Source organism: Metabacillus indicus LMG 22858 (assembly GCF_000708755.2).
Lineage (GTDB): Bacteria > Bacillota > Bacilli > Bacillales > Bacillaceae > Bacillus_P > Bacillus_P indicus.
The window spans coordinates 38951-50453 of the sequence record NZ_JGVU02000004.1 but is presented as its reverse complement, the minus strand read 5'-3'; the positions used below and the strand labels follow the sequence as shown (position 1 = coordinate 50453).

Sequence of the window (11503 nt, the reverse complement as noted above, 5' to 3'; positions counted from 1 at the left end):
AAATGGTCCCGTGGTGTAGCGGTTAACATGCCTGCCTGTCACGCAGGAGATCGCCGGTTCGATCCCGGTCGGGACCGCCATTTATGTAAACAACAACGAAACGATTAGGTTTCGTTTTTTTTATGCTCTTTTTGAGGTAGACACTGGACGAAACTTGGACAAACTAGATAGATAAGATACACTGAATATCAGGGAACTTTCCTTAGAACTGCGGAGTTCTAAGGTTTTTTAGGATAGACTCGAATATGAGAGGCTGGGCTTTGCCATGACGATAAAGGACGAATTTCAGTTTATCAGCCGGATCCGTCAAGATGAGGTCCGCCAGTCCGGTTTAGTCGAAGGGATTGGCGATGATGCTGCCCTGTATGGAACGAAATCAGATTACCTTGAAGTTGTCTGTACGGATACGATGGTTGAAGGGGTTCATTTTTTAAAAGAATTATCTTCTCCGAAGGAAATAGGCTATAAGGGGCTTGCCGTAAATGTGAGCGATGTGGCTGCTATGGGCGGCGTGCCAAAGTATTATCTTGTGGCCATTGCGGTACCCAAAACATGGTCAGAACAGGAGCTTGCCGAATTATATGCAGGAATGGACGAGCTGGCTGAACCGCTCCGCATCGATTTGATTGGGGGAGACACGGTCTCGACCTCGGATAAGCTCGTTCTTACCGTGACGGTGGTTGGTGAGGTGAAAAAGGGCAAGCAAAGGCTGCGGAAGGATGCACGTCCGGGAGATGCTGTATTTGTAACAGGTACAATCGGCGATTCGGCTGCAGGGCTACAAGCTTTGCTTGGAAATCTTCACCCAGACCGGGATGCAGCGTCTTTTCTAATCAACAGGCATAAGCGCCCTGTCCCTCAGGTGAAAGCAGGGCAGATTATGAGCTCTGCCGACCGCGTATCGCTGAATGACATCAGTGACGGACTGGCGAGTGAACTAAATGAAATAAGCGAGTCCAGCTGTGTTAAAATAGTGATAGATAAAACAAGACTTCCAATGAGTGACTCAATGAAGTCACTGAACCACGAGGATGCAGAAAAATGGATGCTGTTTGGTGGAGAAGACTTTGAATTAACGGGCACTGTTTCACGGGCTGTATTCACTGATCTGCAAAAGAGATGCCTGGCAGAAGGAATCCTTCTTACGGAAATTGGACGTGTTGAAGAAGGGCCGGCAGGTGTATTTTTTACTGAGGACGGAAAGCAGACGAAGCTTGAGAAGTCCGGATATAATCATTTTAAGTAAGGTGAAGTTATGATAAAGCATGTAGTGAAATCAACTCATACAGACGAAACGACGCGTCTTGCCATAAGACTCGGAGAGCTTTTGAAGCCGGGGGCTGTCATTACACTTGAAGGTGATCTTGGGGCCGGAAAGACGACATTTACTAAGGGACTGGCAAAAGGTCTTGGCATTCGCAAAAATGTCAACAGTCCTACGTTTACGATTATGAAAGAATACCGGGATGGCCGGATTCCTTTGTATCATATGGATGTGTACCGCATGGAAGACAGCGGAGAGGATCTCGGATTTGATGAATATTTTGAGGGTGACGGCGTGACTGTTGTGGAATGGGCAAGCATGATCGAAGAACAGCTTCCAAAGGAGCGGCTTGACATCAGAATTCACCGCTCAGGAGACGATGAGCGTGAAATCATTCTCATTCCTCTCGGTGAGGACTATATTGGTTTATGTGAGGAGCTTGTAACCGGATGAAAGCATTAGCAATTGATACGTCAAACCTGACACTTGGGGTGGCCCTTGTGGGGGAAGAAACGGTGATGGGTGAGTATGTCTCGCACGTCAAACAGAATCATTCGGTCCGTGCGATGCCTGCTGTTGAGTGGGTGCTGAATGAGTGCGGCGTGAAGCCTGCGGAGCTTGACCGAGTAATCGTAGCAGAGGGCCCGGGTTCCTACACCGGGCTTAGAATCGGCGTCAGCATTGCAAAGACACTTGCCTGGACTCTGAACATTCCGCTTGTCAGTGTTTCAAGTCTTGAAGTGCTTGCAGCAGGAGGCACTTACTTTTACGGAATGATCTGCCCGCTGTTTGATGCTCGCAGGGGACAAGTGTATACAGGACTTTATGAATATGAAGACGGCGTTCTTTTAAATAGAAGAAAAGATTGTAATCTTCTTCTTGCAGACTGGCTTGAAGAGCTGAAGAAAGAAGATAAGCAGGTTTTGTTTATTGGCAATGACGTCAGCCTTCACAGGGAACTTATCGAACAGATTCTTGGCGAACAGGCCATATTTGCAGCGATGACAGAGAACAATCCCAGACCATCCATGCTTGGGAAAATCGGGCTAAAAAAAGATCCTGTTGATCTCCATACATTTGTCCCGAACTATATTCGCATGGCTGAAGCAGAAGTAAAGTGGCTGGAACAACAGAAATAAGCAGGTGAAAGAGATGAAGCAGGATACAATGGTCATCCGGCCAATGAATGTAACGGATATAGATGCTGTCTATGAAATTGAAACTCAGTCCTTTGCCACTCCTTGGCTGAAGGAGTCTTTTCATAATGAACTGACGCAGAACCATTTTGCTAAATACCTGGTTGTGGAATTCGACCGGCAGATTATCGGCTATTGCGGACTTTGGATTATTATGGATGAGGCGCAGGTAACGAATATTGCTGTTCTTCCTGCTTTCAGAGGCAATAAAATCGGCGAAACACTACTTCGGCAGGCGATTGGCGTTGCAAAGGAGTATGGGGCAGGGAAAATCTCGCTTGAGGTCAGGGTGTCAAACCATGTGGCACAGTCCCTGTACAAAAAACTCGGGTTTCAGCCGGGCGGAATCAGAAAGCGGTATTATACCGATAACGGAGAAGATGCTTTAGTAATGTGGGTGGGTTTAAAATGACGAAAAAAGATCTGTACGTACTTGGTATTGAGACAAGCTGTGATGAGACAGCTGTATCAATCGTAAAAAATGGACGGGAAATCATCTCAAATGTAGTGGCTTCTCAAATTGAAAGCCATAAACGTTTCGGCGGAGTTGTTCCCGAAATAGCTTCAAGGCATCATGTGGAGCAGCTGACGATTGTTCTGGAAGAAGCGCTGAAGCAGGCTGACATGGGCTTTAAAGATCTCGATGCAATTGCTGTAACAGAGGGGCCGGGACTGGTCGGAGCCCTTTTGATTGGTGTCAATGCGGCAAAGGCTCTTGCATTTGCCCATCAGCTGCCGCTTGTTGGCGTTCACCATATTGCGGGGCATATATATGCCAACCAGCTTATTTCTGAGCTGAAATTTCCGCTGCTGTCGCTTGTCGTTTCAGGCGGACATACGGAACTTGTCTATATGAAGGAACACGCATCTTTTGAGGTCATTGGAGAGACGCTGGATGATGCTGCCGGAGAAGCATATGACAAAGTAGCAAGAACGCTGAAGCTCCCTTATCCGGGAGGCCCTCACATCGACCGTTTGGCTGCAGAAGGAACGCCATCCATTGATCTGCCGCGGGCATGGCTTGAGCCGGATTCCTTTAACTTCAGCTTCAGCGGTCTGAAATCAGCGGTTATTAACACTCTCCACAATGCTGAACAGCGCGGAGAAGTGATTGAGCCCAAAGACCTTGCTGCAAGCTTCCAGGCAAGCGTCATTGAAGTCCTTGTTACAAAGACAGCTGCAGCTGCGGAGAAATATGGAGTGAATCAAGTTCTTCTTGCCGGCGGTGTTGCTGCAAACAGGGGATTACGTGCAGCCCTTACGGAGAAGTTCAGCGGGCTTCAGGATCTTGAGCTTATCATACCGCCGCTGTCTCTCTGCACAGACAACGCAGCAATGATTGCAGCAGCAGGAACCGTCTTTTATGAAAAAGGATACAGAGGGTCGATGAGAATGAACGCAAATCCAGGTCTTGAGCTTCCGAATTAATGGTTATCAACAAGTTATTCACACTCCGTCCAATAACTCCTGCAAGAATTTATGAAAGCTTGTGGAATATGGACGGGGATAACCTGTGGGTAATGTGGATAAAAAACGGTTAAAATGTGGATAATGTGTATAATTCACATGAAACCTTGTAAAACTTGAACTTTAGATTGTGGATAACAAAAAACTCAGCACCGGTTATGGCGCTGAGTTTTTTTATCCACAATTTTTTTTAATCTTCCTGCAGCTGCTCCCAGTCATTCATCAGCTGTTCAAGCTCTTCCTGCAGGACTTCGTTTTCCTGATTAATCTCCTGAACCCTTGTGTGGTCCTGATAAATCTCAGGATCGCAGAGGAGCTGTTCATTTTCTTCTACTTTTTCCTCAATAGCTGAAATGCGCTCTTCCACTTCCTGAAGCTTGCGCTGCTTTTGCCGCACTTGTTTTTTCAGTTCTTTTTCCTGTTCATAGGAGAGCTTATTTCCGTTTTCTTTCTCTTTCACTTCAGGGGCAGCATCCAAAGCAGCAAGCTCGAGCTGCTCTGCTTTTTTATGTTGATAGTAATCGTAATCTCCGAGGTATTCAGTTACACCGCCCGGCGAAAGCTCGTATACCTTTGTCGCGATTCTGTTGATGAAATACCGGTCATGGGAAACAAACAGAATCGTCCCCGGGTAATCAATCAGTGCATTTTCAAGCACTTCCTTGCTGTCCAGATCAAGATGGTTTGTCGGCTCATCCAGAATGAGCAGATTGGCTTTTTGCAGCATCAGCTTTGCAAGGGCAAGCCGTGCCTTTTGTCCGCCGCTTAAGGTTGATACATTTTTCAGGACATCGTCACCGGAAAAAAGGAAGTTTCCGAGTACAGTGCGGATTTCCTTTTCGGTAAGCATCGGGTAGTCATCCCATAATTCATCAAGCACCCGTTTATTGGACGTCAAATTCGCCTGCTCCTGATCGTAATAGCCAATCTTGACGCCGGACCCAAGCTGAAATGAACCCTTTAGTGGAGAGAGTCTTTCAATGATCGTTTTCAAAAGTGTCGACTTCCCGACTCCGTTCGGTCCGACGAGCGCGATGCTGTCACCTCGTGAAACGGAAAAAGAGACATTTGAAATAATCGGATTCGTTCCATCATAGGAAACGGCGATATCATTCGCTTTTAAAACATCATTTCCGCTCTGACGCTCGATATCAAATTTAAAGTGGGCAGACTTCTCATCCCCAAGGGGCCTGTCCATCAGATCCATGCGCTGCAGTTTTTTCTGACGGCTTTGCGCGCGCTTGGTGGTTGACGCTCTAGCCATGTTCCGCTGGATAAAATCCTTCAGCTTCGCCACTTCATCCTGCTGTTTTTCAAATAATTTCAGCTCGCGTTCATAGTTTTCAGCGGCCTGCTCGAGGTAGCGGCTGTAGTTGCCGATGTACTTTCTGCTTGCGTGTCTTGAAATCTCGTACACCTGGTTAACTACCTTATCAAGGAAATACCGGTCATGGGAGACGATCAAAAGAGCACCGCTGTATCCCTGCAGGTATTGCTCAAGCCAGGAAAGTGTAGCGATATCCAGGTGGTTTGTCGGTTCATCCAGCACGAGCAGATCAGGACTTGTCAAAAGAAGCTTACCGAGGGCAAGCCGTGTTTTCTGGCCTCCGCTCAAACGCTGGATCGGTGTTGAGATGTCAAAGTCAGCGAACCCGAGTCCGTGAAGAACAGAACGGATGTCTGCTTCATACTGATAGCCGCCTTTTACTTTAAATTCAACCTGCAGACGGTCGTATTCATTCAGCAGCTGCTGAAATTCCCGTTCTGAAGGGTCTGTTTCGGCCATTTTCATCTCCAGGCTGCGCATCGTTTTTTCCATGTCCTTCAGCGACTGGAAAACGGAGTTCATTTCATCCCAGATGGAAAGCTCGGATTCGAGGCCGGTGTCCTGTGCAAGGTAGCCGATCCTCATATCTTTCGGCTTGATGATCTCTCCTGATTCATAGGAAAGCTGTCCTGCGATAATCTTCAGGAGCGTTGATTTTCCGGCACCGTTTCGGCCCACGAGTGCAATCTTGTCCCGCGTTTGTACTTCAAGTTTAATGTTCGATAATATAAGATCAGCAGCAAAATATTTTGTCAGCTGGTTAATTTGCAGCAAAATCATGTCTTTTCACCTCAGGCTATGATAGTTTAAGTGTAGCTTATCCGAGGGGCACCCGCAATGATTGGGACTTCTGGAAGCGTGTATTTGTCACAATAAGTAAAAAGACAGATTTATAAAAATAGTGTATAGTCTAGGTATGAGGGGCGTAAAAAGATGTCAAATTTTACTCATTTTAACCAGCAGGGCAGAGCCAGGATGGTTGATATATCAGAAAAAAATGATTCAGTCCGCACAGCCGAAGCCATTTCAAGCGTCATCATGAGCCCGGACGTGCATGATAAAATCGTGCATCAGCAGCTTGAAAAAGGCGACGTTCTTGCTGTTGCGCAGGTAGCAGGCATCATGGCTGCCAAAAACACATGGAACATCATTCCGATGTGCCACCCGATTCCGCTTAAAGGGATTGATATCTCATTTGACTGGGAAAAAGACGATGGACAAGTCCGCCTGGTCATACACGCTGCAGTCAAAACAAAAGGAAGTACAGGTGTTGAAATGGAAGCGCTAACTTCCGCTTCCGTCTGTGCACTGACGGTTTATGATATGTGCAAGGCTTTAGACAAGGGCCTTGTTATTGGTCCAACGTACTTATCTCAAAAGACCGGCGGGAAAAATGGGGATTACAAGAGAGATAAATCTGCATCTTTGAATGTGGGGGTTAGAACGTGAACAACATCGAGCAATCAAAAATTCCGCAGGCGACTGCAAAACGCCTGCCTCTATACTACCGTTTTTTAAAAAACCTGCATGCTTCAGGGAAGCAGCGGGTGTCATCGGCTGAACTGAGCGATGCCGTGAAGGTCGATTCCGCGACAATCCGCAGAGACTTCTCCTACTTTGGGGCTCTCGGAAAAAAAGGATACGGCTATAACGTCAATTACCTGCTGTCTTTTTTCAGAAAGACGCTTGACCAGGACGAGGTCACAAAGGTTACGCTGATTGGAGTGGGAAACCTCGGGACAGCTTTCCTTCATTATAACTTTACGAAAAACAACAATACGCTGATCTCACTTGCATTTGATGTGGATGAGAACAAAATCGGCACCGAAATCGGCGATGTGCCGATCTATCACCTTGATCACATGGAAGAGCACCTGCCTGAGGATGTGACAGTCGCGATTTTGACCGTCCCTGCCCAGGCCGCCCAGGCGATTACAGACAGACTGATTGCAAAGGGCATTAAAGGCATTTTGAACTTCACGCCGGCAAGGCTGAATGTGCCCGAGGAAATCAGAATTCACCATATCGATCTCGCCGTCGAGCTGCAGTCGCTCGTCTACTTTTTAAAACATTATCCGAACGCATAAAGAAAGAGGTGAAAACTATGCCAAACCTTGGATTTGGAAGTCTGCTGCTGATTGTTTTTGCTGCTTTATTAATCTTCGGTCCCAAAAAGCTCCCGGAACTCGGAAAAGCGGTAGGGAATTCTCTGCGCGAGTTCAAGTCAGCCACAAAAGGCCTAGCTGATGACGACGATGAAGACAAAAAGAAGGAAGAGAAGTAAGATAGGATGAAAGCAGTTATGAAACAAAACGACATGTCGGTCGTCGATCACATTGCTGAGCTCAGAAAAAGGATCATCATCACCGTCTTTTTCCTGTTTCTCGCTGTGATTGCCGGCTTCTTACTCGCAAAGCCAATCATCATTTATCTGCAGCATACGACAGAAGCAGAGAACTTGACGCTGAATTCATTCCGCATGACAGACCCGATCATGGTCTATATGCAGTTTACCTTTATCATCGCCTTTATCCTGACGTCGCCGGTCATTCTCTATCAGCTTTGGGCCTTTGTCAGCCCGGGGCTCTATGAAAAAGAACGCCGCGTCACGCTGAGCTATATCCCGATCAGCATCGGACTGTTTTTGGCCGGTCTGAGCTTCTCGTATTTCCTGCTGTTTCCGTTCGTAGTGGATTTTATGGAGCGGCTCTCAAATGACCTTGATATTAACCAGGTCATCGGGATCAATGAGTATTTTCAGTTTCTCATTCAGCTGACCATTCCGTTTGGGCTGCTGTTTCAGCTGCCGGTTGTCATCATGTTTTTGACAAGGCTCGGGATTGTCACGCCGATGTTCCTGTCAAAGGTGAGGAAATACGCATACTTTGTTCTGCTTGTGATCGCAGCGCTTATCACACCTCCGGAGATTGTCTCGCATCTCATGGTGTCTGTGCCGCTTTTCATTTTGTATGAAGTCAGTATTTTCGTCTCAAGGTTTGCCTACCGGAAAGCTCAGAAAACACAGTTTGAGGAAGAAAATAAAGAAGGGTAATCCGCTGCCGGATTACCCTTTTTTCTTCGTTTTCACTTTATACGAAAGAGTGAACATTCGGAATGCCACTCCAAGGTCAAACGTTGCAATCAGCATCAGCAGGATGGTCGGAAAAGACCAGAGCCCGTTTTCCGAGCTGTTCACCGCAAGATAGGTGAACAGGATACCCATTGCCAAGTAGAAAATTCCCATCGATACCGGGCTTGTTCTCATTCTTACATGCCTCCAAAAATAAATTGCATTTGTTCCGCCTTTTTCATCATTTCTTCAAGCTGTTCGCGGTTTGACTGCAGCAGCACGACCAGTGTATTCATGGCGACGTGCGCAAAAATCGGAACGAGCAGGCGCTTTGTCCGGATATACAGGAAGGCAAACACAAAACCCATCGATCCGTACAGCAGCAAATGCTGCGGCTCACCGTGCACAAGCGCAAAAACGATTGAACTGATCAAAGCCGACAGAAAGAAATTCATGCGCTGATAGAGAGCGCCAAACAGAATCTTTCTGAAAATGATTTCCTCAAGGATCGGTCCAATAATGGATGTCACTAGTATTAGAAGAGGCGTAACCTTTAATACTTCCATGATAATCTGTGTATTTTCTGATTCTCCCTGAATTCCGAGCACTCTTGTTTCAATGCTCGCTGCGAGAACCTGCACAGTCAGCGCCAAGAATACCCCGGCCACTGCCCAGAGGATGGACACACTTACCGGAGCCGCGTCACCTCTTAATTCCTTGTTGTCTCTGAAGTGGGTGCGCATGAAAAACAGGACGAGGACAAATGCAGCCGCAAAGCTGAAAACGGTCCAGTATCCGGATGCCATAATCTGAGCCATTCTCATGGATTCGCCTTCGCCTACACCAAGCTTAAGGAGCAGCGGGATGCCAAGAATGCCTGAAAACTGCATGACGATGTATGTCAAAATGATTAGCCAGTATTCTTTCTTCAATCGAATGACTCCTTTTTTCGCCGATTATCGGTCATATGTTTATGTGTCAACTAGGCATTATTGTACCATAAACAGGGCAGCATGTAGGAGGATAACGCCTTTATGGTATGCCTCAGAGCGGTGAAACATGTAATTGATGACGATTTCAATTTTTTTTGACTTATCACTTGAATTTGAGTGAGAGATTCTATAATATAATACTTGTGTTAGCACTCAAGACATCTGAGTGCTAATAAATAAGAAAATTTAAATCAATGAAATTTGAGGAGGTTGTTTCACTTGTTAAAGCCATTAGGTGATCGTGTCGTAATTGAGCTTGTACAATCTGAAGAAAAGACTGCCAGCGGAATCGTATTGCCGGACAGCGCGAAAGAAAAGCCGCAAGAGGGCAAAGTTGTAGCAGTAGGTACTGGTCGTGTGCTTGACAACGGTGAGCGTGTTGCTCTTGAAGTTGCAGAAGGCGATCGTATTATCTTCTCAAAATACTCTGGTACTGAAGTGAAGTATGAGGGTGCTGAATACTTAATCTTACGCGAAAGCGACATTTTAGCAGTTATCGGCTAATTTTATAAATATCATAAAAAACTTTTCAGGAGGTAAGAAATTATGGCTAAAGACATTAAATTCAGTGAAGACGCTCGCCGTGCAATGCTGCGCGGAGTTGACGCACTTGCAAATGCTGTAAAAGTAACACTTGGACCAAAAGGACGCAACGTGGTTCTTGAGAAAAAATTCGGATCTCCGCTAATCACAAATGACGGTGTAACCATCGCAAAAGAAATCGAGCTTGAAGATGCATTCGAAAACATGGGTGCAAAGCTTGTTGCTGAAGTTGCAAGCAAAACAAACGACGTAGCGGGAGACGGTACAACAACTGCAACGGTTCTTGCTCAGGCAATGATCCGCGAAGGTCTTAAAAACGTAACTGCAGGCGCTAACCCAATGGGTATCCGCAAAGGAATTGAAAAAGCGGTTGTTGTTGCAACAGAAGAGCTTAAAGCGATCTCTAAACCAATCGAAAGCAAAGAATCCATTGCTCAAGTAGCTGCGATTTCTGCTGCTGACGACGAAGTAGGACAATTGATTGCTGAAGCAATGGAGCGCGTTGGCAACGACGGCGTTATCACAATCGAAGAATCAAAAGGCTTCACAACGGAGCTTGAAGTGGTTGAAGGTATGCAGTTCGACCGCGGATATGCATCTCCATACATGGTTACTGATTCAGACAAAATGGAAGCTGTCCTAGACAACCCATACATCTTAATCACTGACAAAAAAATCACAAACATTCAGGAGATCCTTCCTGTACTTGAGCAGGTTGTACAGCAAGGCAAGCCTCTACTATTGATTGCTGAGGATGTTGAAGGTGAAGCTCTTGCTACTCTAGTAGTAAACAAACTTCGCGGAACATTCAATGCAGTAGCTGTTAAAGCTCCTGGATTCGGCGACCGCCGCAAAGCAATGCTTGAGGACATCTCTGTTCTTACAGGCGGAGAAGTAATCACTGAAGACTTAGGCCTTGACCTGAAATCAGCGAACATCTCCCAGCTTGGACGCGCTTCTAAAGTTGTTGTAACAAAAGAAAACACAACAATTGTTGAAGGCGCTGGCGAGTCTGACAAAATCGCAGGCCGCGTAAAACAAATCCGTGCTCAATTAGAAGAAACAACTTCTGAGTTCGACAAAGAAAAATTACAAGAACGCCTTGCTAAACTTGCTGGCGGTGTAGCAGTCATCAAAGTTGGTGCTGCAACTGAAACAGAACTTAAAGAGCGCAAACTTCGCATTGAAGATGCCCTTAACTCTACTCGCGCTGCAGTAGAAGAAGGTATCGTATCAGGCGGTGGTACTGCCCTTGTGAATGTATACAACAAAGTAGCATCTGTTGAAGGAGAAGGCGACTTCGCTACAGGCGTAAACATCGTTCTTCGCGCACTTGAAGAGCCAGTACGCCAAATCGCTCACAACGCAGGCCTTGAAGGCTCCGTTATCGTTGAGCGCCTGAAGCATGCTGAAGTAGGCACTGGATTCAACGCTGCAACTGGCGCATGGGTAAACATGATCGAAGCCGGTATCGTTGACCCGACAAAAGTAACGCGTTCAGCTCTTCAAAACGCTGCATCTGTAGCGGCTATGTTCTTAACTACTGAAGCAGTAGTTGCTGACAAGCCAGAAGAAAACGCTCCTGCAATGCCTGATATGGGCGGTATGGGTGGAATGGGCGGCATGATGTAATCATTGCCCAAA

Annotated in this window: 14 protein-coding genes and 1 tRNA gene; 12 read left to right on the top strand and 3 right to left on the bottom strand. The window is 46.4% G+C overall.

What is annotated here, in order from left to right; translation table 11 throughout:
• Positions 1-4: 4 nt before the first annotated feature.
• The 6 genes from AZ46_RS12810 to tsaD all read left to right on the top strand — a co-directional run bounded on the left by AZ46_RS12810 (position 5) and on the right by tsaD (position 3888).
• Positions 5-80, top strand: a tRNA-Asp gene (locus AZ46_RS12810).
• A 185-nt stretch (positions 81-265) separates the two neighbouring features.
• Positions 266-1246 carry a thiamine-phosphate kinase gene (thiL, locus tag AZ46_RS12805; RefSeq protein WP_051827347.1) on the top strand — a complete coding sequence of 327 codons (981 nt, stop codon included), beginning with the start codon at positions 266-268 and terminating at the stop codon, positions 1244-1246.
• Positions 1247-1255: 9 nt separating this feature from the next.
• Positions 1256-1717: a tRNA (adenosine(37)-N6)-threonylcarbamoyltransferase complex ATPase subunit type 1 TsaE gene (gene tsaE / locus AZ46_RS12800; RefSeq protein WP_029286220.1), complete on the top strand. Its 462-nt coding sequence runs from the start codon at positions 1256-1258 to the stop codon at positions 1715-1717.
• On the top strand, positions 1714-2403 hold the full coding sequence (tsaB, locus tag AZ46_RS12795; RefSeq protein ID WP_029286218.1) for a tRNA (adenosine(37)-N6)-threonylcarbamoyltransferase complex dimerization subunit type 1 TsaB: 690 nt from the start codon (positions 1714-1716) through the stop codon (positions 2401-2403). Before tsaE ends, tsaB begins: the two co-directional genes overlap by 4 nt.
• Before the next feature lie 13 nt (positions 2404-2416).
• Complete coding sequence (gene rimI, locus AZ46_RS12790) at positions 2417-2872, top strand: ribosomal protein S18-alanine N-acetyltransferase (protein WP_234703432.1); 456 nt, start codon at positions 2417-2419, stop codon at positions 2870-2872.
• A complete protein-coding gene (gene tsaD, locus AZ46_RS12785) occupies positions 2869-3888 on the top strand; it encodes a tRNA (adenosine(37)-N6)-threonylcarbamoyltransferase complex transferase subunit TsaD (RefSeq protein ID WP_029286214.1) in 1020 nt (339 codons plus the stop codon). Before rimI ends, tsaD begins: the two co-directional genes overlap by 4 nt.
• Before the next feature lie 229 nt (positions 3889-4117).
• On the opposite strand, the gene abc-f is transcribed toward tsaD, so the two are convergent.
• Complete coding sequence (abc-f, locus tag AZ46_RS12780; RefSeq protein ID WP_029286212.1) at positions 4118-6034, bottom strand: ribosomal protection-like ABC-F family protein; 1917 nt, start codon at positions 6032-6034, stop codon at positions 4118-4120.
• Between the two features lie 153 nt (positions 6035-6187).
• Between abc-f and moaC the strand changes: the two genes are divergently transcribed.
• From moaC to tatC, 4 genes are read left to right on the top strand one after another with little or no spacing between them, the layout of a single operon-like run.
• Complete coding sequence (moaC, locus tag AZ46_RS12775) at positions 6188-6703, top strand: cyclic pyranopterin monophosphate synthase MoaC (RefSeq protein WP_029286210.1); 516 nt, start codon at positions 6188-6190, stop codon at positions 6701-6703.
• Positions 6700-7341 (top strand): redox-sensing transcriptional repressor Rex, encoded by a 642-nt coding sequence (locus tag AZ46_RS12770; RefSeq protein WP_029286208.1) that lies wholly within the window; start codon positions 6700-6702, stop codon positions 7339-7341. Before moaC ends, AZ46_RS12770 begins: the two co-directional genes overlap by 4 nt.
• Positions 7342-7358: 17 nt before the next feature.
• Positions 7359-7538, top strand: coding sequence for a twin-arginine translocase TatA/TatE family subunit (locus AZ46_RS12765; RefSeq protein ID WP_029286206.1), 180 nt, complete (start codon positions 7359-7361; stop codon positions 7536-7538).
• Positions 7539-7556: 18 nt separating this feature from the next.
• A complete protein-coding gene (tatC, locus tag AZ46_RS12760; RefSeq protein ID WP_029286204.1) occupies positions 7557-8306 on the top strand; it encodes a twin-arginine translocase subunit TatC in 750 nt (249 codons plus the stop codon).
• 12 nt (positions 8307-8318) lie between these two features.
• Here tatC and AZ46_RS12755 read toward each other — a convergent pair whose 3' ends face one another.
• Positions 8319-8519 carry a YdiK family protein gene (locus tag AZ46_RS12755; RefSeq protein ID WP_029286202.1) on the bottom strand — a complete coding sequence of 67 codons (201 nt, stop codon included), beginning with the start codon at positions 8517-8519 and terminating at the stop codon, positions 8319-8321.
• Positions 8520-8521: 2 nt separating this feature from the next.
• Positions 8522-9256, bottom strand: a complete 735-nt coding sequence (locus tag AZ46_RS12750) for a CPBP family intramembrane glutamic endopeptidase (protein ID WP_029286200.1) — start codon at positions 9254-9256, stop codon at positions 8522-8524.
• 279 nt (positions 9257-9535) lie between these two features.
• Here AZ46_RS12750 and groES point away from each other — a divergent pair, with 279 nt between their 5' ends.
• Together groES and groL are read left to right on the top strand one after the other, a co-directional pair.
• Positions 9536-9820 carry a co-chaperone GroES gene (gene groES / locus AZ46_RS12745; RefSeq protein WP_029286198.1) on the top strand — a complete coding sequence of 95 codons (285 nt, stop codon included), beginning with the start codon at positions 9536-9538 and terminating at the stop codon, positions 9818-9820.
• A 42-nt stretch (positions 9821-9862) separates the two neighbouring features.
• Positions 9863-11491 carry a chaperonin GroEL gene (gene groL / locus AZ46_RS12740; RefSeq protein WP_029286195.1) on the top strand — a complete coding sequence of 543 codons (1629 nt, stop codon included), beginning with the start codon at positions 9863-9865 and terminating at the stop codon, positions 11489-11491.
• Positions 11492-11503: the final 12 nt, after the last annotated feature.

Bases quoted from the DNA above. Each gene is read 5' to 3' on its own strand.
- AZ46_RS12765 (WP_029286206.1), top strand. From the start codon at position 7,359: ATGCCAAACCTTGGATTTGGAAGTCTGCTGCTGATTGTTTTTGCTGCT.
- tsaD (WP_029286214.1), top strand. From the start codon at position 2,869: ATGACGAAAAAAGATCTGTACGTACTTGGTATTGAGACAAGCTGTGAT.
- thiL (WP_051827347.1), top strand. From the start codon at position 266: ATGACGATAAAGGACGAATTTCAGTTTATCAGCCGGATCCGTCAAGAT.
- moaC (WP_029286210.1), top strand. From the start codon at position 6,188: ATGTCAAATTTTACTCATTTTAACCAGCAGGGCAGAGCCAGGATGGTT.
- tsaE (WP_029286220.1), top strand. From the start codon at position 1,256: ATGATAAAGCATGTAGTGAAATCAACTCATACAGACGAAACGACGCGT.
- AZ46_RS12755 (WP_029286202.1), bottom strand. From the start codon at position 8,519: ATGAGAACAAGCCCGGTATCGATGGGAATTTTCTACTTGGCAATGGGT.
- abc-f (WP_029286212.1), bottom strand. From the start codon at position 6,034: ATGATTTTGCTGCAAATTAACCAGCTGACAAAATATTTTGCTGCTGAT.
- tatC (WP_029286204.1), top strand. From the start codon at position 7,557: ATGAAACAAAACGACATGTCGGTCGTCGATCACATTGCTGAGCTCAGA.
- tsaB (WP_029286218.1), top strand. From the start codon at position 1,714: ATGAAAGCATTAGCAATTGATACGTCAAACCTGACACTTGGGGTGGCC.
- groL (WP_029286195.1), top strand. From the start codon at position 9,863: ATGGCTAAAGACATTAAATTCAGTGAAGACGCTCGCCGTGCAATGCTG.
- rimI (WP_234703432.1), top strand. From the start codon at position 2,417: ATGAAGCAGGATACAATGGTCATCCGGCCAATGAATGTAACGGATATA.